The following is an 18195-nucleotide window of genomic DNA, read 5'->3' on the forward strand; positions in this document are numbered from 1 at the left end:
CGTCATCCTCACCTCATCCCCGCACGCGGGGCAGTACGGGCTCCAGGTTCTCCCACCGGTCGATCTCGCATCCGTTGGCACGGGAGAAGCGGGCGTCGACGGAGCGTCCCCGCCAGTCGCCGGTGATGCGGGCGACGACGGGCCCGCCGTGCTGCTGCCCGCAGAGCGCGTCCTTGGTGACCGGCTCGAAGGGGTCCTGCCCCTCCTTCGCGAGCGTGTCGAGCCGAGCGCAGGCGTGGACGGCCGCGGGGTGGTCGCCGCCGGCCTTGCCGTCGCAGTCGAGCCGGAACGTGCCGTCCGCCTTCGGGTGCCCGCTCTTGCTGATCGTCACGGTGAGCACGTCGGGCGACGACAGCAGCGACAACGGCGGCACGGGCCCGAGCCCGGTGGCGCCCGCGGCGGTGGTGGCGAGGGTGGCGAGTACGAGGCGGCGCAGCATGCGAACTCCTGGGAGGCGGGTGGGGGCCATGGGCTCGGGCCCGTCTCCTCTAACGCTCCGTACTGCCGTTCGTTGCGCAACCGGGATGGGCCGAGGGGCTTTGCTCTCGGCCCCGGAGGGCTAGTACGGTGAGAAGCGATTGGTGACACCCGGCTCGCCTGTGTCATCATCTGCACGCACCACTCGCGCCCGCGTGAGGTGCATGGAGGCGTCGCCTAGTCCGGTCTATGGCGCCGCACTGCTAATGCGGTTTGGGCCTTAAAGCCCATCGAGGGTTCAAATCCCTCCGCCTCCGCCCCACCCCGAAGCCCCGGCCCACACGGCCGGGGCTTCGGCCGTTCCGGCCCCCTTGCGGGCCCACGAGGGTCACCCACGTGGCGGAGGGGATGGATCCGGGATGGCGCCCCCAGACGGCATTTCCGCAGGTCAGAGGGGGTCTGGCTAATGGATTTCGCGCTACGGCGCAGGTCATGTAATGTTGTCCACGCAACGCCGACCGGCAAGAAAAAAGCCGAGAAGCACAAGCACTCGTAGCTTAACGGATAGAGCATCTGACTACGGATCAGAAGGTTGCAGGTTCGAATCCTGCCGAGTGCACACAGGTAAGAGGCCCCGGACGATGAGTCCGGGGCCTCTTGCGTTGTGCCGCACAGCGGCGAAGCACAGCAACCGGATGAGCGGGAGGGGCAGCCGTGGCCGAGGGTGGAGAACTGCTGGAGCTGATCGGCCTGGACAGCGGGACACAGAGCGTCGCGGTTCGCCTGCTGTCGACCAGCCCGTCGTTCACCGGCGTGTCAGGCCGCTACTTCGATGCGGAGATCCAGATCCGAAGCGACTTCGTGAACGCCTCGGTGCGGACAGGGATCTTCGACGAGGACATCGAGGAGTGGGGCCTTCTCCTGGATGCCCTCGAAGAAGCCATGGGCGACGCCGCCGAGGACGACGAGGTGTTCGCCGGTGACTGGCCCAGAGAGGGCCGCACGGCGTACTTGCGGTTCGTGGCCGAGGATCCGCTCGTCATCGAGGTCCGCGACGCACCCGGCACCGGTATCTGTGTCCAGGTGCCGCTCGCCTTGGACGACGACTGGATAGCGGAGGCCGGAGTCCGGCTCAGGGCAGTCCGCGAAGCGCTCGGAGCCTAGAGGCGGGATCACCCGCGCCCCCTGGGCGTCGGACGGCTTGCCCTGCAAGGCGGGATGCCAAGGGGCAGCTGACCGGCCCCAGCCTCATGGCCCTATCTTGCGTTGGGGTTGTAGCGCGGCGACAGCTCGTCGATCGCGGCGAGCGCGCTTGCGGGACCGTTCGAGGGGGGCGTCGCATGGAGCGGCAAGGGGCCATCGCGTTGGAGCGGATGGATGGATCGGGCGCGGTGCGGGCCGAGGGCGCGTTCAGGCTGATCTATGCCGACGCGTTCGCCGAGCCTCCTTACGACGAGACCGAGGACGACGTCGCCGCCGCGTTCCGCCGCTTCCCCGTGCAGACGCGCAACCCCGCCTTTCGCGCTGCCCTGGCCCGTACCGAGGACGGCGAGCCGGTCGGTATGGCGTACGGCCACCCGCTCAGGCCCGACACGAGGTGGTGGGACGAGCTGACCGAGCCCGTGCCCGACGACATGCGGCGCGAGGACGGGCACCGCACCTTCGGGCTCATGGAACTCGCCGTGCGCGGACCGTGGCGCGGACAGGGTGTCGCGCGGCGTCTGCACGAGACGCTGCTCGACGGCGTCGGAGCCGAGCGGGTGCTGTTGAACGTCCACCCGGCGAGCGAAGCGGCGTCGGCCGCCTACCGGGCGTGGGGATACCGCAAGGTCGGCGAGGCGCGGCCCTGGGGCGACGGCGCGGACCTCCATGACGTGATGCTGCTCGATCTGCGCCGACGGCGGTCCGTGAACTCGTAGAGCGAAGCGCGGGCTGGTGCGCCGGTCCTCACATCAGGGGGACGCACCTGAGTGCGTGGTCCGAGCGGCGGTGCGGTGGCGAGAGCAGGTGGACCACTTCGTACCCTCCGCCGGGGCAGCCGCCGTTGAGGAGCGCGGTGTCGATCAGCACGCGGTTGACCGTGTGCCCGTCCCGTTCCATGAGGTCTCTCACGAAGCCTTCGGGATCCGCCTTGAGCGCGGTCTGTTCATCCTCGGACAGTTCAAGTCTGAAGACCTCGACGGCAGATGCTTCGATTTCCGTCGGGCGGTGAACGGTAGCCATGGTCCAGCCTTTCGGAGAGGCGTCATCTCCAGGATGCGCTGATCGGCGCCCTGCGCAACCGCCGGCACCGTCCGCGCGGCCGGTTCGTCGGTTCGTCGGGATAAGGTCGGAAGATCGTTCTTTCTTCTGATCGTGGGGGTTGGGTATGGCACTGTTCGGGAACGCGCACAAGATCGATCCGGCGCAGGCGCAGCAGGAGTACGCGCGGCTGCTGGGGCAGGGGGAGCAGATCCATGCCGCGTATCTGCTGATCCGCGACACCATCTTCTTCACCGACCGGCGGCTGGTGCTCGTCGACAAGCAGGGCATCACCGGCAAGAAGGTCGAGTACCACTCGATCCCGTACAAGAGCATCACGCACTTCGCCGTGGAGACGGCCGGCACGTTCGACCTCGACGCCGAGCTGAAGATCTGGATCTCCGGCAACTCCGTCCCCGTCCAGAAGACCTTCACCAAGGGCGTGGACATCTACGAAGTGCAGGCGATCCTGACGCAGTTCGTCGCGCGGTAGTTCGCCGTGGACGTGTGAGGCCCCCGGGACGGGTTCCGGGGGCCTCTGCCGTCTCGCTGTCAGTCCCTCGGAGGAGACTGGTCCCGTGACGTGGCGGTGTACGGGAATGCGGTGGAGCGGGGGTGCGCCCGGGCTCCGTTGGGAGGGCGGGCGGGTGTCCGTGCTCACGTACGGGCAGCAGGTCGCCTTCCGGGCCGTCGGGCAGCGGCTGTGCCCGGGAGCCCGTGGGAATCCCTGCCCGCTCGGAGCGACCGTGCCGGCGCGTGCCACCGGCGGGCAGTGTCCCGAGTGCGCGCGGCTCGACCGGGTCCACTCGGTCGCCGCCGACACCATCGCCGACGATCCTCGGACGTACCGCGTCTACCTCGCCTGGTTCGGGCCCGGGATGACCAAGGTCGGGATCACCGGCGAGGAGCGGGGTGACGCCCGGCTCCTGGAGCAGGGGGCCGTCGCCTTCAGCTGGCTCGGGCGGGGGCCGCTCATGGCCGCCCGGCGGACCGAGGAGCTGCTGCGGCACGCGCTGAAGGTGCCCGACCGGATCCCGTACGAGCGGAAGCGCGCCGTACGGCACGAGCTGCCCGCCCCGGACGCGCGCCGCCACGAGATCGAGGAGCTGTACCGCTCGGCCGTCGCCCTGCCCGCCTGGGGCGACACCCTGGAGACGCTTCCCTGCGAGGTACGCGACCACGCCGGGGCGTTCCGGCTCGACGGGCTCCCCGGACTCGCCGGGACCGTCACCGAGCTCTGCGACGACGGCGTCGTCGCCGGCCGCCTCCTCGCCGCCGCCGGGCCCGACCTGCACCTTCTCGACTCCGAGGGCCGGGTGCTCGCCCTCGACACCCGTATCGTCCGCGGCTGGGCACTCGTCGCCGTCGATCCCGGCCATCGCGTCACCGTGCCCGTGCGGAAGGCGAACACCGACGTCCAGGACGGGCTGTTCCCGACGTGACGACGGGGACCCTCGCGGGCCTCCGTATGGACATGATCGGCCCGTTCGGTGGAGGGTGATCGGCATGATCCGCCTGATCCAAGGACGCCGAAGCCGACCGGAGTCCCGGCCGTGAGCGCCGCCGAGACCCATGCCGCCGAGACCCGCGCCATCGTCCGTCGGCTCGGCCTGCCCGGCCTGATCGACGTCCACACCCACTTCATGCCCCGCAACGTCCTCGACAAGGTCTGGGCGTACTTCGACTCAGTCGGCCCCCTGACCGGCATGGAGTGGCCCATCACCTACCGCGAGGAGGAGGACCGCAGGGTCGCCCTCCTCCGCGAGTTCGGGGTCCTCGCCTTCACCTCGATGCTCTATCCGCACAAGGCCGGCATGGCCCCCTGGCTCAACGGCTGGGCCGCCGACTTCGCCGCCCGTACGCCCGACTGCCTCCACACCGCCACCCTCTACCCCGAGCCGGACGCGACCGCATACGTCGGCAAGGCGATCGACGACGGCGCACGCGTCTTCAAGGTCCACCTCCAGGTCGGCGGGTTCGATCCCAACGATCCGCTCCTCGACGAGAGTTGGGCGACGCTCGCGGACACGCGCATGCCCGTCGTCATCCACTGCGGCTCCGGGCCCGCCCCCGGGAAGTTCACCGGCCCCGGACCCATGGGACAGCTGCTGGCCCGCCACCCCGGGCTGCGGCTGATCGTCGCGCACATGGGGATGCCCGAGTACGCCGACTTCCTCGACCTCGCCGAGCGGTACGAAGGCGTCCACCTCGACACCACCATGGCCTTCACCGACTTCAGCGAACGCCTCGCGCCCTTCCCCGCCGCCGAACTCCCCCGCCTGCGCGCCCTGCAGGACAAGATCCTCCTCGGCTCCGACTTCCCGAACATCCCCTATCCGTACGCCCACCAGCTGCAGGCCCTCGAACGGCTCGGTCTCGGGGACGACTGGATGCGCCGGGTCCTCTACGGCAACGGCGCCGCGCTCTTCCCTCGGCTTTCTCAGGGAATTCACAGGTAAGGGAAAGGGAGATCTCAGTACGTCCGGACAGCGTGGCCGTATGACTGCCACCAAGCCCCGCGGGCGTACCGACATGACCCGGCCCGACGGCTCGGCCGTCCGCGTTCTCGTCGTGGACGACGAGGCGTCGCTCGCCGAGCTCCTCTCCATGGCCCTGCGGTACGAGGGCTGGCAGGTGCACAGCGCCGGTGACGGGGCGGGGGCCCTGCGCGCGGCGCGGGAGTTCCGGCCCGACGCGGTCATCCTCGACGTGATGCTGCCCGACATGGACGGGCTCTCCGTCCTCGGCCGGCTGCGGCGCGAGCAGCCGGACGTGCCGGTGCTGTTCCTGACCGCCAAGGACGCCGTCGAGGACCGGATCGCCGGTCTCACGGCGGGCGGCGACGACTACGTCACCAAGCCGTTCAGCCTGGAGGAGGTCGTGGCCCGGCTGCGCGGGCTGATCCGGCGTTCCGGCGCGGCGCAGGCCCGCAGCGAGTCGCTGCTCGCCGTCGGCGACCTGACGCTGGACGAGGACAGCCACGAGGTCACCCGCGGCGGCGAGTCGATCCATCTCACGGCCACCGAGTTCGAGCTGCTGCGCTACCTCATGCGCAATCCGCGCCGGGTGCTCAGCAAGGCGCAGATCCTGGACCGGGTGTGGTCCTACGACTTCGGCGGCCAGGCCAACGTCGTCGAGCTGTACATCTCCTACCTGCGGCGGAAGATCGACGCGGGGCGCGCCCCCATGATCCACACGCGGCGCGGGGCGGGCTATCTGATCAAGCCCGGGGAGTAGGACGACCCATGCGAGGCCCCCGCTCCTGGTCGCTCCGCACGCGACTCGTCGTCTCCGCCGTCACCCTGATCGCGATCGTCGCCACGGTGATCGGGACGGTGACGACGATCGCGTTCCGGTCCTATCTGTACGACCAGGCCGACGGCCAGCTGCAGGGCGTCGCCAACCGGGCCGCAGGGCCGCCGCAGAACATGCCGGGACCCACCCCTGGCGGCACCCCTGAGGTGCTCGGATTCGTCACCGGCCCCGGCGCCCCGCTCGGCACGGTCGGCGCGTCCGTCGTGGACGGCGAGCTGAGGGACGCCGCCGTCTCCGAGGAGGAGGAGCAGGGGACGTACGGTCCGAAGTACCGCGACCAGGCCCTGGACGAGGCCCAGCGCGCCGCCCTCGCCGCCGTTCCGCGCGACGGCTCGCCCCACACCGTCGAGCTGCCGGGGATGGACGACTACCGGGTCGAGTACGCGTCCGGGAGCCGCGGGGACTTTCTCGTCGGCATCCCGCTCTCCGACGTCCAGGACACCCTCTCCACCCTGATCCTCGTCGAGGTGAGCGTCACCGGCGCCGGTCTCGTCGCCGCCTCGCTGGCCGGCGGCGCGCTGGTCGGGATCGCGCTGCGGCCGCTGCGGCGGGTCGCCGCCACCGCCACCCAGGTCTCCGAACTGCCGCTGCACAGCGGCGAGCCGGCCCTCCACCACCGTGTCGCGGAGGCGGATCCGCGCACCGAGGTCGGGCAGGTCGGCGCCGCCATCAACAGGATGCTCGACCATGTCCATTCCGCGCTCCACTCCCGTCAGCAGAGCGAGACCCGGGTACGGCAGTTCGTCGCCGACGCGAGCCATGAGCTGCGTACGCCGCTCGCCTCGATCCGGGGGTACGCGGAGCTGACGCGGCGCGGCCGGGAGGAGTGCGGCCCCGACACCCGGCATGCGCTCGGGCGGATCGAGTCCGAGGCGACGCGGATGACGGGGCTCGTCGAAGACCTGCTGCTGCTCGCCCGACTGGACGCCGGACGCCCGCTCTCGTACGAGAGCACCGATCTCGCACCGCTCGTCGTGGACGCGCTCTCCGACGCCCGCGCGGCGGGAGCCGAGCACCACTGGCGGCTCGAACTGCCCCGGTCCGCCGTGTCGGTACGGGCGGACGGCGCCCGCCTCCACCAGGTCCTCGTCAACCTGCTCGCCAACGCCCGTACCCACACCCCGCCCGGCACGATCGTCACCGCGCGCGTACGGACGGAGGGCGGCCGCGCGCTCGTCGAGATCGAGGACGACGGGCCCGGCATCCCGCCCGAGCTCCTCCCCGTCGTCTTCGAGCGGTTCGCCCGTGGCGACGCCTCCCGCACCCGTCAGGCCGGCGGCAGCAGCACCGGGCTCGGGCTCGCCATCGTGCGGGCGGTGACGGTCGCCCACGGCGGGGAGGTGACCGTGCGGAGCCGGCCGGGAGAGACCGTCTTCGCCGTGGCGCTCCCCCTGGAGCACCAGCCCGCCCCGCACGACTCACAGCCAGGGCACAGGCTCATCACACAGCCGTGACAGCGGCCCCGGCGAGGGTCTGTGCCATGCGAACCCAAACGATCGCGGGCACCCTCCCCGCCCGGGAGCATCTGCCCGTGGGCATGGCCGGGCGGCCCGTCCTCGATGTGGTGATTCCCGTCTACAACGAGGAGAAGGACCTGGAGCCGTGCGTCCTGCGGCTCCACGACCACCTCTCCCGCACCTTCCCGTACGGCTTCCGCATCACGGTCGCCGACAACGCCTCCACCGACCGGACCCCCGAGGTCGCCGCCACTCTCGCGGCGATGCTGCCCGAGGTGCGTTCGGTACGGCTGGAGCAGAAGGGGCGGGGGCGGGCGCTGCGTACCGTCTGGTCGCACTCGGACGCGCCCGTCCTCGCCTACATGGACGTCGATCTCTCCACCGATCTGAACGCCCTGCTGCCGCTCGTGGCGCCGCTCATCTCCGGCCACTCCGACCTGGCGATCGGCTCCCGGCTCGCCCGCTCCTCGCGGGTCGTGCGGGGGCCGAAGCGGGAGTTCATCTCGCGGGCCTACAACCTGATCCTGCGCGGTTCGCTCGCCGCCCGGTTCTCCGACGCGCAGTGCGGGTTCAAGGCGATACGCGGTGATGTCGCCGCCCGCCTGCTGCCGATGGTCGAGGACACGGGCTGGTTCTTCGACACCGAGATGCTCGTCCTCGCCGAGCGCGCCGGACTGCGCATCCACGAGGTGCCCGTCGACTGGGTCGACGACCCCGACTCCACGGTCCACATCGTGCGGACGGCCACCGACGACCTGAAGGGCGTCTGGCGGGTGGGCCGGGCGCTCGCCACCGGCTCGCTGCCGCTCGACCGGCTCGCCCGGCCCTTCGGTGACGACCCCCGGGACCGTGAACTCGCGGGCGTCCCGCGAGGGTTGGCCCGGCAGCTGGTCGGCTTCTGTGTCGTGGGGGCGCTGTCGACGCTCTTCTACGTGGCGCTGTACTCGCTCTTCCGGCTCGGTATCGGACCCCAACTCGCCAACGCGGGCGCACTGTTGGTGTCGGCCGTCGCCAACACCGCCGCCAACCGTCGTCTCACCTTCGGCGTACGGGGCAGGGACCGGGCCGTCCGCCACCAGGCGCAGGGGCTCGTCGTCTTCGGTATCGGCCTCGCGCTGACCAGCGGTTCACTCGCCGCGCTCGGCGCGGCCACCGGCGACCCCGCCCATTCCACCGAACTCGCCGTGCTGATCGTGGCCAACCTCGCCGCGACGGTCGTGCGCTTCCTCCTCTTCCGGCTCTGGGTCTTCCCGGACACCTCGCTCTCAAGGAACACCCGATGACCACCACGTACGACACGCCTTCCGGGCCGGCCGAGCCTTCAGGGCCGCCCGCCGTCCGTGCGGCGCATGCCGCGCCGTCCACCCGGACGGGCCGCATCGGCCGTCTCCGGCGCGGGCGGGCCGAGGACGCCCCGTGGGTGCGCCCCGCGTTCCTCGTCCTCCTCCTCGCGACCACCCTGCTCTACCTGTGGAACCTGAGCGCCTCCGGTTACGCCAACTCCTTCTACTCCGCCGCCGTCCAGGCCGGCAGCGAGAGCTGGAAGGCCTTCTTCTTCGGCTCGCTCGACGCGGCGAACGCCATCACCGTCGACAAGCCGCCGGCCGCGCTCTGGCCGATGGCGCTGTCCGTGCGCCTCTTCGGGCTCGGGTCCTGGCAGATCCTGCTGCCCGAGGTGCTGATGGGGGTGGCGACCGTCGCCGTCCTCTACGCGGCGGTACGGCGCCGGTTCGGCGCGGGAGCCGGGCTGCTCGCGGGCGCGGTGCTCGCGCTCACCCCGGTCGCCGCGCTGATGTTCCGCTTCAACAACCCGGACGCGCTGCTGGCCCTGCTGATGACGGTCGCCGTGTACTGCGTGCTGCGGGCCCTTGAGGACGCGAAGAGCGGTACGAAGTGGCTGGTGTGGGCGGGGGTCGCCTTCGGCCTCGCCTTCCTCGCCAAGACGCTCCAGGCCTTCCTGATCCTTCCGCCGCTGGCGCTCGTGTACGCGGTGTGCGCCCCGGTCGGCTTCGGCCGCAGGATCGGCCGGCTGGCCCTCGCCGGGCTGGCGATGATCGCCTCCGCCGGCTGGTGGGTGGCCCTGGTCGAGCTGTGGCCGGCGTCCTCCCGCCCGTACATCGGCGGCTCGCAGAACAACAGCTTCCTGGAGCTCACGTTCGGCTACAACGGCCTGGGCCGGATCAACGGCAACGAGACCGGCAGCGTCGGCGGCGGAGGCCGCGGCGGCGGTGGCGGCGGCCAGGGCGGCGGCTGGGGCGAGACGGGCATCGGGCGGATGTTCAACGACGCGGTCGGCGGTCAGATCTCCTGGCTGCTGCCCGCCGCGCTGATCCTGCTCGTGGCCGGGCTCGTCATCACCTGGCGTGCGCCGCGGACGGACACCGCCAGGTCCGCCTTCCTGGTCTGGGGCGGCTCGCTGCTGATGACCCTGGGCGTGTTCAGCTTCATGGCCGGCATCTTCCACGAGTACTACACGGTGGCCCTGGCCCCGTACATCGCGGCGCTCGTCGGCATGGGCGCGAGCGTCCTGTGGGAGGAGCGCACCAGGTTCCTCGCCTCGGCGACCCTGGCCGTGACGGTCGCGGGGACGGCGGTGTGGGGGTACGTCCTGCTCGGCCGGACGCCCGACTGGATGCCGTGGCTGCGCTGGGCGGTCCTGATCGCGGGCTCGGTCGCCGCGCTCGGGCTGCTGCTCGCCGGACGCCTCGACCGGCGGATCGGGCTCGGTCTCGCCGGGCTCGGTCTGGCGGCGGTTCTCGCGGGCCCGGTCGCGTACACCCTCTCCACGCTGAGCACCGGCCACCAGGGGTCGATCGTGACGGCGGGCCCGTCGGGCGGCGCGATGGGCGGCCCCGGCGGAGGCCGCGGCGGGCCGCGCGCGATGTACGGGATGTTCGACGGGGGCGGCGGCCAGGCGGGCGCGGGCCAGGCGGGCGGCGGCCCCGGTGGGCAGATGCCCGGCGGCCAGGGGGGCGGGCAGGCGCCCGGTGGGCAGGGTGGGCAGATGCCCGGCGGCCAGGGCGGGCAGATGCCCGGTGGTACGCCTCCTCAGGGCAACGGCCAGGGCAATGCCCGGGGCAACGGCGGCACGGGCATGGAGCGCGGTGGCCCCGGTGGCGGTGGCATGGGCGGTCTGCTCAACGGCGCGACCGTCGGCTCCAAGGCCAAGGCCACCCTCCTCGACGGAGCCGACGACTACACCTGGGTCGCGGCGGCCATCGGTGCGCAGAACGCGGCCAGCTACCAGCTCGCCACCGGAAAGCCGGTGATGGCGATCGGCGGCTTCAACGGCAGCGACCCGTCGCCGACCCTCGCCCAGTTCAAGCAGTACGTGGCCCAGGGGAAGATCCACTACTTCGTCGGTAGCGGCACCGGCGGTGGTGGTGGTGGTGGCGGGATGGGTGGCGGGATGGGTGGCGGGATGGGTGGCAACTCCGAGATCTCGACGTGGGTCACCGCCACCTTCGAGCAGGTCACCGTCGACGGCGCCACGTTCTACGACCTGACGCAGAAGAAGTAATCGCTATACAGCGTAAGAGAGACCCTTGTACGGTGTACGAGACCTAGTCCCGTACACCGTACAAGGAGTGCTGTCCCATGACGGCGACGACCGCCGCGAACGAACCCACCGCCGGGAAGGCCACCCCCGGCGGGCATCCGCAGCGCTGGCTGATCCTCGGCGTCATCTGCCTCGCCCAGCTCACCGTGCTGCTCGACAACACCGTCCTGAGCGTCGCGATCCCCTCGCTGACCTCCGAACTCCACGCGACGACCACCGACATCCAGTGGATGATCAACGCGTACTCGCTCGTCCAGTCCGGCCTCCTGCTGACGGCGGGCAACGCCGCCGACCGCTACGGCCGCAAGAAGCTCCTCGCCGTCGGTCTCGCGCTCTTCGGCCTCGGCTCGCTCGCCGCCGGACTCGCCGACTCCACCGCGCAGCTGATCGCCGCCCGGGCCGGCATGGGCGTCGGTGGCGCACTCCTGATGACCACCACCCTCGCCGTCGTCATGCAGATCTTCGACGACTCCGAGCGGGTCAAGGCGATCGCGCTCTGGTCCACCGTCAGCTCGCTCGGCTTCGCCGCCGGCCCGCTCATCGGCGGCGTGATCCTGAACCACTTCTGGTGGGGAATGATCTTCCTCGTCAACATCCCGGTCGCGGCCGTCGGCCTGGTCGCCGTCCTCAAGCTCGTACCGGAGTCGAAGAACCCGCAGGGCGAGCGCCCCGACCTGCTCGGCGCGCTGCTCTCCACGATCGGCATGACCGCCGTCGTGTACGCGATCATCACGGGCCCCGAGCACGGCTGGACCTCCGCCGAGGTGCTGGTCCCGGCCGCCATCGGTGTCCTCGTCCTCGGCGCCTTCGCGCTCTGGGAGCTGCGGACCCCGTACCCCATGCTCGACATGCACTTCTTCCGGAACCAGAAGTTCATCGGCGCCATCGGCGGCTCGCTGCTCGTCGTCTTCGGCATGGGCGGCTCGCTGTTCCTGCTCACCCAGCACCTGCAGTTCGTGCTCGGCTACGAGCCGCTGGAGGCCGGTCTCCGGATGGCGCCCCTCGCGCTGACGATCGTCGGTCTCAACCTGACCGGCATGGGCCCCAAGCTGGTGATGAGGATCGGCACCCCGTCGGCCGTCGTCCTCGGCATGACCCTGGTCGCGGGCGGTCTCACCTCGATCGCCGTGCTCGGCGGCGGTACGGACGGCAGCTACTGGGGGATGCTCCTCGGCCTGGTCCTGATGGGCGGCGGCATCGCCGTCTCCTCCCCGGCCATGGCCAACGCCATCATGAGCGCGATCCCGCCGGAGAAGGCGGGCGTGGGCGCCGGCATCAACGGCACCCTCGCCGAGTTCGGCAACGGCCTGGGCGTCGCCGTCCTCGGCGCCGTGCTCAACGCCCGCTTCGCCGCGCTCGTCGCCGTCACCGCGGCCTCGCTGCCCGCGGCCCTCGCGGCGGCCGGAAGCGACGCCGAACGGGCGGAGATCTCCGACGCGTTCGCCACCGGCCTCCAGACCAGCCAGCTGGTCGGCGCCATCGCCGTCTTCGCGGGCGGCCTGCTCGCGGCGGCGCTGCTGCGCCGGGCGGAACGGTCCGAGAAGAGGGAAGCGGCTGCATAGCATGGTGGCGGACCGCTGACAGAGTGAGCTCACGGAGGAACGCGATGGTCAAGGCCGCAGACCGGGCCAAGAACCCGGCGCGTTCCTCCGTATGGCTCGAACGGCCGACCCAGCGCGGCGGAGGCGGCCCGGCCGGCCTCGACCGCGACCGGATCGTGGCGACCTCGATCCGGATGCTCGACGAGGACGGCCTGGCCGGGCTCTCGATGCGCAAGCTGGCGACCGAACTGGGCGTCACGGCGATGTCGCTCTACTGGTACGTGGACACCAAGGACGACATCATCGAGTACGCCCTCGACGCCGTGTACGAGGGCATCGACCTGGAGGCCGTCTCCGCGGCCGAGGACTGGCGCGACCGGCTCCGGGCCCTCGCGCTCGGCTACCGCCGGATGCTGGTCCGGCACCCCTGGGTCTCCGCCTGCGTGGGCATGTACCTGAACGTCGGGCCGCGGGCGCTCGTCGTCGGGACCGCGATCCAGGACGCCGTCCGGGCCACCGGACTCCCGGTCCACGGTCAGCCGGGCACGCTCGCGGCGGTGTTCCAGTTCGTGTACGGATACGGCACGATCGAGGCCCTGTTCGCCCGGCGCTCGGCCGAGGCGGGCATGACGCAGGACGAGTTCTACACGGAGTCCGTCGCCGCGTTCCGCGACGAGCCGCAGTTCGCCGAGCCGATGGCGAAGATGGAGGAGCTCTTCGCCGAGCGCGCCTCGCACGGCAGCGTCAGCGACATGTGGGAGCGGGACTTCGCCTACGCCCTCGACATCCTGATCGCGGGCATCGAGGTCATGGCCGCGCGCGAGGGCGAGGGCTCCTGAAGACGCGGGGCCGGGCGCCACGCGAGGGCGCCCCGGCCTCCGGCGGCGCGCCTTGGCCTCCCGTGGCGCGTCTTGGCCCCGTCGGTACCGCGCCCCAGCCCGTCCGTCGCGCCCCTCAGCCCTCCCGCACCGCCTGGATGTCCAAGGTCACCCGCAGCGTCGCGCCGATCGCCGCGATGCCCGCCGACACCACCTGGTTGTAGTTCATCGCGAAGTCCTCGCGCCGCAGCTCCGCCTCCGCGCGGAACGCCGCCCGCACCCCGCCCCACGGATCCGCGCTCGTCCCCAGGTACGTGAGATCCAGCGGGACGTGCCGCGTGACGCCCCGCAGGGTCAGCTCGCCGTCGACGGTCCACCGGTCCGGGCCCGCCTCGCGCAGCGCCGAGCTGCGGTACGTGATCTCAGGGAAGCGGTCCACGTCCAGGAAGTCCTCGGACCGCAGGTGCTTGTCCCGCAGCCCGTTGCCCGTGTCGACGGACCCGGCCGCGATGACCGCCTCCACCCGCGAGGCCAGGACCTCCGGCGTGATCTCGATCCGGCCGGTGAACTCGGTGAACCGGCCGTGCACGCTGGAGATCCCCAGGTGCTGGGCCACCGCCCCCACCGAGGAGTGCGCCGCGTCCATGCTCCACGCCCCCGGCGGCGGGAGCTCCGTACCGCCCGCGCGGGCCAGGACGACCGTCCCGACATCCGCCCGCCCGGTCCCGCCCACCAGCGACGTGCGCGCGTCCGGCGCGTAGCCGAGCGCGGTCACCACCACCGTGTACGGCCCCGGGGCCAGCGAGCCCTCGGCCCGTACGACCCCGTCCCCGTCGGCCGCCGCCCGCAGGACCTGTCCGCCCGAACCGTCCGTCACGGTCACCACCGCGTGCTGGACCGGCCACCCGTCGCGGGTCCGTACCTGTGCGTGCAGTCCCATCCGTACCCTCAACCCTCACGTGGAAGAACAACGGGGCGGCAGGCCGTCCCCATGACCCCTGCCGCCCCGGACCCGGTCGCGCCTCCGCTCGAAGCGCGGCCGGGAGTCGGTCACTCGCCCGGGTGGGCGAGTTCGATGTCGTGGCCGTCGACCCCGGCACCGGTCACGGTCAGCCGTCCCGCGACCGGCGGGTAGCCGGTCGCGATGAGCGTGTACTCACCGGCGTCCAGGTCCGCGAAGGCGTACGCGCCCTCCGCGTCCGTCGTCGCCGAGGCCTTCACGTTCCCGGCGGCGTCGACCAGGGTCACCCGTGCGTCGGCCAGCGGCCGGTGGTCGAGGCCCGCGCGGACCGTCCCGTGGACGACCGCCCCGGCCGCCAGGGCCACGTCGAGCCGGGTCGCGCCCTGGCCGCCGATCTCGACGGGCAGCGCCTGCGGGCGGTAGCCGGTGGCGGTGACCGCGACCGTGACCGCGCCCGGCACCAGCTCGCCGAAGGCGAAGCCGCCGTCCGCACCGGACTTGCCGGTGGCCAGCACCTCGCCCCGTACGTCCGTGATCACGACCATGGCCCCGTCCACGGGTGCGCCGCTCTCGGCCGCGGTCACCGAGCCGTTGAGCCCGCTGGTGCCGGTCAGGAGTACGTCGTGTGCGAGCGGACCGTCGTTCACGACGACCGTGGAGGCCTGCGGCTGGAAGCCGTCGGCGGAGGCGATCAGGACGTACGAACCGGCGGCCGGGGCGTCGAAGGCGTACCGGCCCTCGCTCCCGACGACCGAGCGGCCGAGCTGCTGCCCGCCGAGCGAGATCAGCGTGAGCGTCGCGCCGGGCAGGTCGGTGCCTTCGGCGGTACGGACGGTGCCGCTGATGGTCAGGCCGGTGGTCACCGTGGCCGTGGTGGCGGCGACCGCCACGGCGGCCGTCGGCTCCTCCGGCGCGGCGGCCGGCGCCGCGGCCGCCGCGGCGTCCGTCTTGGGAGCCGAACTGCTCTTCAGCGCGACCTCCTTGATGAACAGCGTCACCAGGAAGGCGAGCAGCGCGAACGGCGCCGAGTAGAGGAAGACATCGGCGACACCGTGTCCGTACGCGTCCTCCATGACGGTACGGATCGGGGCCGGCAGCTTGTCCATGTCCGGGATGCCACCGCCCGAACCGCCGTTGGCCATGCCCGCGGCCTTCGGGCCGAGGGCGGTCATGCCGTCCTGGACGTAGTGCGTGACCCGGTTGGCCAGCACCGCGCCGAGCGCCGAGACGCCGATCGCGCCGCCGAGGGAGCGGAAGAAGGTGACGACGGACGAGGCGGAACCGAGGTCGGCCGGGGCCACCTGGTTCTGCGTGCAGAGCACCAGGTTCTGCATCATCATGCCGAGGCCCAGACCCATGACGCCCATGAAGAGCGCGATGTGCCAGTACTCCGTGTCGTAGCGGATCGTGCCGAGCAGGCCGAGTCCACCGGTCGTCAGGGCACCGCCGCTGACCAGCCAGGCCTTCCACTTGCCGGTCTTGGTGATGACCATGCCGGAGACGGTCGAGGACACGAACAGACCGGCGATCATCGGGATGGTGAGGACGCCGGACATCGTCGGCGACTCGTTGCGCGCCAGCTGGAAGTACTGGCTGAAGAAGACCGTGCCGGCGAACATCGCGACGCCGACGAAGAGCGAGGCGAGGGAGGCGAGGGTGATCGTGCGGTTGCGGAAGAGACGCAGCGGGATGATCGGCTCGTCGGCCTTGGACTCGACGAGGACGAAGAGCGCGCCGAGGACGACGGAGCCGCCGACCATGGCGGCCGTCTGCCAGGACATCCAGTCGTACTTGTCGCCCGCGAAGGTCACCCAGATCAGGAGGAGGGAGACCGCGGCGCTGATGACGAAGGCGCCGGTCCAGTCGACCTTGACCTTGCGCTTCACGACGGGGAGCTTCAGCGTCTTCTGGAGGACCAGCAGCGCGATCAGCGCGAAGGGCACGCCGACGTAGAAGCACCAGCGCCAGCCGAGCCAGTCGGTGTCGGTGATGACGCCGCCGAGCAGCGGGCCGCCGACGGTGGCGACGGCGAAGACCGCACCGAGGTAGCCGCTGTACCGGCCGCGCTCACGCGGGGCGATCATCGCGGCCAGGATGATCTGGGAGAGGGCGGTCAGACCGCCGACGCCGATGCCCTGGACGACACGGCAGGCGATGAGCATCCCGGTGTTCTGGGAGAGACCGGCGACGACCGAGCCGGCGACGTAGATGACCAGTGCTATCTGGACGAGCAGCTTCTTGGAGAAGAGGTCCGCGAGCTTGCCCCAGAGCGGGGTGGTCGCGGTCATCGACAGAAGCGCGGCCGTGACGACCCAGGTGTAGGCGGACTGGCCGCCGCCGAGGTCGGTGATGATCTGGGGGAGGGCGTTGGACACGATCGTCGACGACAGGATGGCGACGAACATGCCGAGCAGCAGCCCGGAGAGCGCCTCCATGATCTGCCGGTGCGTCATGGGCGCCGCGCCGGAGGTGTGGCCGCCCGCCTGCGTTGGCGGGGCGGGTGTGGTCGTGGCCATGAACTTCCTTTGCTGTTACGCGTGTGCTGTCGGGGTGGGGTGTGGGGGTGGCGTGCGGGGGCGCGGTGTGGGGTGCGCGGTGTTGGGGTGCGCGGTGTGGGGTGTGTGGTCCGCGGTGCGGTGCGGTGCGGGGTGCGGGCTGCGGGGTGTGTGGTCCGCGGTGTGGTTGCGGGTTGCGGGGTGTGTGGTCCGCGGTGTGGGGTGTGCGGTGCGGGTTGCGCGGGTGCTTTAGGCGTGGTGGGCCCGGCAGTCCCCGAAGGAGTCGCGTAGGCGGGCGAGCAGGTGGGTGAGCAGTTCGACGTCGTCGTCGGACCAGTCCGCGAGGTTGCGGGTGAGCATCGCGGTCAGCCGCCGGTCGAGCTCGTCGAGCTTCTCCCTGCCCTCGGCGGTGAGGTGCAGGATGCGGGAGCGCCGGTCGGCGGGGTCGGGCAGCCGCTCGACCCAGCCGCGGTCGACGGCGTGGGAGACGTGGCGGCTGCTCACCGACATGTCGACGGCCATCCGCTCCGCGATCCGGCTCATCCTCATGTCCCCGTCGTGCTTGAGCAGGGCGAGGACGATGGCGGAGCCGCTGGGGCAGTCGGCGGGCAGTGAGCGGGCCATCCCGCGCTTGACCGCGCCGATGGCGCTGACCTGTCGGGCGAGGTTCTCGTACCGGTTCGGCTTGTCCACTGTGACCCCATGACCCGATGCATCTTGTTGCTTAGGGCAACCATAGAGATGGATGGTTGCTCCAGGCAAACTAAATCGGTCAAACGGCGCTAAAGAATCGGCAAAGGGGGAGCGGGGGGAGGGGCGAGAGGAAGGGGCAGGGGGTGTGGGGGAGGAACGGGCTGGGTCGGGGGTGGGTCGCCGTGCGGGGGATCGGTGCCTGAGCAGTGTCCGACCGGTGCCGGACCGGTGCCCGGACCCGGCGGGGGCTTGGGGGCGGCAGCCGGGGTTCGCTAGGGTCCTGGCTCATGGCACACAACCCCCAAGCTCCGTACGGTCAGGGCCCCGGCCCCGAGGGCAACTACGACCCGGCCGGCAGCACGCAGATGTTCCGCGCCTTCGTCGACGAGGGCGCCCCGCAGGGCGGCGCCCGCCAGGCGGCGGCCCCCCAGTCCTCCGGCCCCCGGGTGGGCCTCATCGTCGGCGTGATCGCGGCGATCGTGGTCCTGGCTGCGGTGGCCTGGCTGGCGCTGGGCTGAGGCCGGGACCTGGGCCTGGGCTCTTCTGGGCTTCGGGTTCCGAGGGCCTTGGCCTGGACGTCCCTGTGGGCTTCTGGGTCGGCCGCCCTCGTTCCGAGTGTGGCGACCGGAGGCGGTGCGTCAAGGGCGCTCCCTGCGGTCGCGTCGGCTTCGCCGATTGCGCTGCGCTTCACCCTTGAC

At 71.6% G+C, this 18195-nt stretch carries 17 protein-coding genes and 2 tRNA genes; 14 read left to right on the forward strand and 5 right to left on the reverse strand.

Annotated features, from left to right (window positions below):
- Positions 1–13: 13 nt before the first annotated feature.
- Positions 14–439 (reverse strand): SSI family serine proteinase inhibitor, encoded by a 426-nt coding sequence (locus ACFVZW_RS16300; RefSeq protein ID WP_384521606.1) that lies wholly within the window; start codon positions 437–439, stop codon positions 14–16.
- A 204-nt stretch (positions 440–643) separates the two neighbouring features.
- On the opposite strand from ACFVZW_RS16300, the gene ACFVZW_RS16305 reads away from it, so the two are divergent.
- The 4 genes from ACFVZW_RS16305 (at position 644) to ACFVZW_RS16320 (ending at position 2336) form a co-directional block, all read left to right on the forward strand.
- Positions 644–734, forward strand: a tRNA-Ser gene (locus tag ACFVZW_RS16305).
- A 229-nt stretch (positions 735–963) separates the two neighbouring features.
- Positions 964–1036 (forward strand) — tRNA-Arg (locus tag ACFVZW_RS16310).
- A gap of 95 nt (positions 1037–1131) precedes the next feature.
- A complete protein-coding gene (locus tag ACFVZW_RS16315) occupies positions 1132–1581 on the forward strand; it encodes a DUF5959 family protein (protein ID WP_384521610.1) in 450 nt (149 codons plus the stop codon).
- Between the two features lie 176 nt (positions 1582–1757).
- Positions 1758–2336 (forward strand): GNAT family N-acetyltransferase, encoded by a 579-nt coding sequence (locus ACFVZW_RS16320; RefSeq protein WP_384521612.1) that lies wholly within the window; start codon positions 1758–1760, stop codon positions 2334–2336.
- Between the two features lie 28 nt (positions 2337–2364).
- On the opposite strand, the gene ACFVZW_RS16325 is transcribed toward ACFVZW_RS16320, so the two are convergent.
- On the reverse strand, positions 2365–2640 hold the full coding sequence (locus ACFVZW_RS16325) for a hypothetical protein (RefSeq protein ID WP_384521615.1): 276 nt from the start codon (positions 2638–2640) through the stop codon (positions 2365–2367).
- 145 nt (positions 2641–2785) lie between these two features.
- Here ACFVZW_RS16325 and ACFVZW_RS16330 point away from each other — a divergent pair, with 145 nt between their 5' ends.
- The 9 genes from ACFVZW_RS16330 to ACFVZW_RS16370 all read left to right on the forward strand — a co-directional run bounded on the left by ACFVZW_RS16330 (position 2786) and on the right by ACFVZW_RS16370 (position 13369).
- Complete coding sequence (locus tag ACFVZW_RS16330) at positions 2786–3151, forward strand: PH domain-containing protein (protein WP_362360184.1); 366 nt, start codon at positions 2786–2788, stop codon at positions 3149–3151.
- Between the two features lie 106 nt (positions 3152–3257).
- The gene (locus tag ACFVZW_RS16335) at positions 3258–4100 is read left to right on the forward strand and encodes a DUF2797 domain-containing protein (protein WP_384521660.1); all 843 of its coding nucleotides are present in this window, start codon (positions 3258–3260) and stop codon (positions 4098–4100) included.
- Positions 4101–4211: 111 nt separating this feature from the next.
- Entirely contained in the window at positions 4212–5117 is a 906-nt protein-coding gene (locus ACFVZW_RS16340; RefSeq protein ID WP_384521618.1) for an amidohydrolase family protein, read from the forward strand.
- A 40-nt stretch (positions 5118–5157) separates the two neighbouring features.
- Positions 5158–5895 (forward strand): response regulator transcription factor, encoded by a 738-nt coding sequence (locus ACFVZW_RS16345; RefSeq protein ID WP_383557437.1) that lies wholly within the window; start codon positions 5158–5160, stop codon positions 5893–5895.
- 8 nt (positions 5896–5903) lie between these two features.
- Positions 5904–7427, forward strand: a complete 1524-nt coding sequence (locus ACFVZW_RS16350; protein ID WP_384521620.1) for a sensor histidine kinase — start codon at positions 5904–5906, stop codon at positions 7425–7427.
- Between the two features lie 26 nt (positions 7428–7453).
- Complete coding sequence (locus ACFVZW_RS16355) at positions 7454–8713, forward strand: glycosyltransferase (protein WP_384521622.1); 1260 nt, start codon at positions 7454–7456, stop codon at positions 8711–8713.
- Positions 8710–10950, forward strand: a complete 2241-nt coding sequence (locus ACFVZW_RS16360; protein WP_384521625.1) for an ArnT family glycosyltransferase — start codon at positions 8710–8712, stop codon at positions 10948–10950. The genes ACFVZW_RS16355 and ACFVZW_RS16360 overlap by 4 nt, the downstream gene beginning before the upstream one ends.
- 77 nt (positions 10951–11027) lie before the next feature.
- Positions 11028–12551: an MFS transporter gene (locus ACFVZW_RS16365; RefSeq protein ID WP_384521628.1), complete on the forward strand. Its 1524-nt coding sequence runs from the start codon at positions 11028–11030 to the stop codon at positions 12549–12551.
- 44 nt (positions 12552–12595) lie between these two features.
- Positions 12596–13369: a TetR/AcrR family transcriptional regulator gene (locus tag ACFVZW_RS16370; RefSeq protein ID WP_384521631.1), complete on the forward strand. Its 774-nt coding sequence runs from the start codon at positions 12596–12598 to the stop codon at positions 13367–13369.
- A gap of 115 nt (positions 13370–13484) precedes the next feature.
- On the opposite strand, the gene ACFVZW_RS16375 is transcribed toward ACFVZW_RS16370, so the two are convergent.
- The 3 genes from ACFVZW_RS16375 to ACFVZW_RS16385 form a co-directional block, all read right to left on the reverse strand.
- Positions 13485–14288 carry a YceI family protein gene (locus ACFVZW_RS16375; protein WP_384521634.1) on the reverse strand — a complete coding sequence of 268 codons (804 nt, stop codon included), beginning with the start codon at positions 14286–14288 and terminating at the stop codon, positions 13485–13487.
- 110 nt (positions 14289–14398) lie between these two features.
- On the reverse strand, positions 14399–16825 hold the full coding sequence (locus tag ACFVZW_RS16380) for an MFS transporter (RefSeq protein ID WP_384521637.1): 2427 nt from the start codon (positions 16823–16825) through the stop codon (positions 14399–14401).
- Between the two features lie 228 nt (positions 16826–17053).
- Positions 17054–17497, reverse strand: coding sequence for a MarR family winged helix-turn-helix transcriptional regulator (locus tag ACFVZW_RS16385; protein WP_383557457.1), 444 nt, complete (start codon positions 17495–17497; stop codon positions 17054–17056).
- Positions 17498–17784: 287 nt separating this feature from the next.
- Here ACFVZW_RS16385 and ACFVZW_RS16390 point away from each other — a divergent pair, with 287 nt between their 5' ends.
- Positions 17785–18015 (forward strand): hypothetical protein, encoded by a 231-nt coding sequence (locus tag ACFVZW_RS16390; RefSeq protein ID WP_384521639.1) that lies wholly within the window; start codon positions 17785–17787, stop codon positions 18013–18015.
- The last annotated feature ends 180 nt before the right edge of the window (positions 18016–18195 follow it).

The sequence above is a fragment of the Streptomyces sp. NPDC059567 genome (genome assembly GCF_042735655.1).
Classification (GTDB): Bacteria; Actinomycetota; Actinomycetes; order Streptomycetales; family Streptomycetaceae; genus Streptomyces.

What these genes read in the sequence shown, in the direction of transcription:
- ACFVZW_RS16325 (WP_384521615.1), bottom strand. Translation starts at nt 2,640, where the DNA reads ATGGCTACCGTTCACCGCCCGACGGAAATCGAAGCATCTGCCGTCGAG.
- ACFVZW_RS16360 (WP_384521625.1), top strand. Translation starts at nt 8,710, where the DNA reads ATGACCACCACGTACGACACGCCTTCCGGGCCGGCCGAGCCTTCAGGG.
- ACFVZW_RS16330 (WP_362360184.1), top strand. Translation starts at nt 2,786, where the DNA reads ATGGCACTGTTCGGGAACGCGCACAAGATCGATCCGGCGCAGGCGCAG.
- ACFVZW_RS16365 (WP_384521628.1), top strand. Translation starts at nt 11,028, where the DNA reads ATGACGGCGACGACCGCCGCGAACGAACCCACCGCCGGGAAGGCCACC.
- ACFVZW_RS16345 (WP_383557437.1), top strand. Translation starts at nt 5,158, where the DNA reads ATGACTGCCACCAAGCCCCGCGGGCGTACCGACATGACCCGGCCCGAC.
- ACFVZW_RS16320 (WP_384521612.1), top strand. Translation starts at nt 1,758, where the DNA reads ATGGAGCGGCAAGGGGCCATCGCGTTGGAGCGGATGGATGGATCGGGC.
- ACFVZW_RS16370 (WP_384521631.1), top strand. Translation starts at nt 12,596, where the DNA reads ATGGTCAAGGCCGCAGACCGGGCCAAGAACCCGGCGCGTTCCTCCGTA.
- ACFVZW_RS16375 (WP_384521634.1), bottom strand. Translation starts at nt 14,288, where the DNA reads ATGGGACTGCACGCACAGGTACGGACCCGCGACGGGTGGCCGGTCCAG.
- ACFVZW_RS16355 (WP_384521622.1), top strand. Translation starts at nt 7,454, where the DNA reads ATGCGAACCCAAACGATCGCGGGCACCCTCCCCGCCCGGGAGCATCTG.
- ACFVZW_RS16350 (WP_384521620.1), top strand. Translation starts at nt 5,904, where the DNA reads ATGCGAGGCCCCCGCTCCTGGTCGCTCCGCACGCGACTCGTCGTCTCC.
- ACFVZW_RS16300 (WP_384521606.1), bottom strand. Translation starts at nt 439, where the DNA reads ATGCTGCGCCGCCTCGTACTCGCCACCCTCGCCACCACCGCCGCGGGC.
- ACFVZW_RS16380 (WP_384521637.1), bottom strand. Translation starts at nt 16,825, where the DNA reads ATGGCCACGACCACACCCGCCCCGCCAACGCAGGCGGGCGGCCACACC.
- ACFVZW_RS16335 (WP_384521660.1), top strand. Translation starts at nt 3,258, where the DNA reads ATGCGGTGGAGCGGGGGTGCGCCCGGGCTCCGTTGGGAGGGCGGGCGG.
- ACFVZW_RS16390 (WP_384521639.1), top strand. Translation starts at nt 17,785, where the DNA reads ATGGCACACAACCCCCAAGCTCCGTACGGTCAGGGCCCCGGCCCCGAG.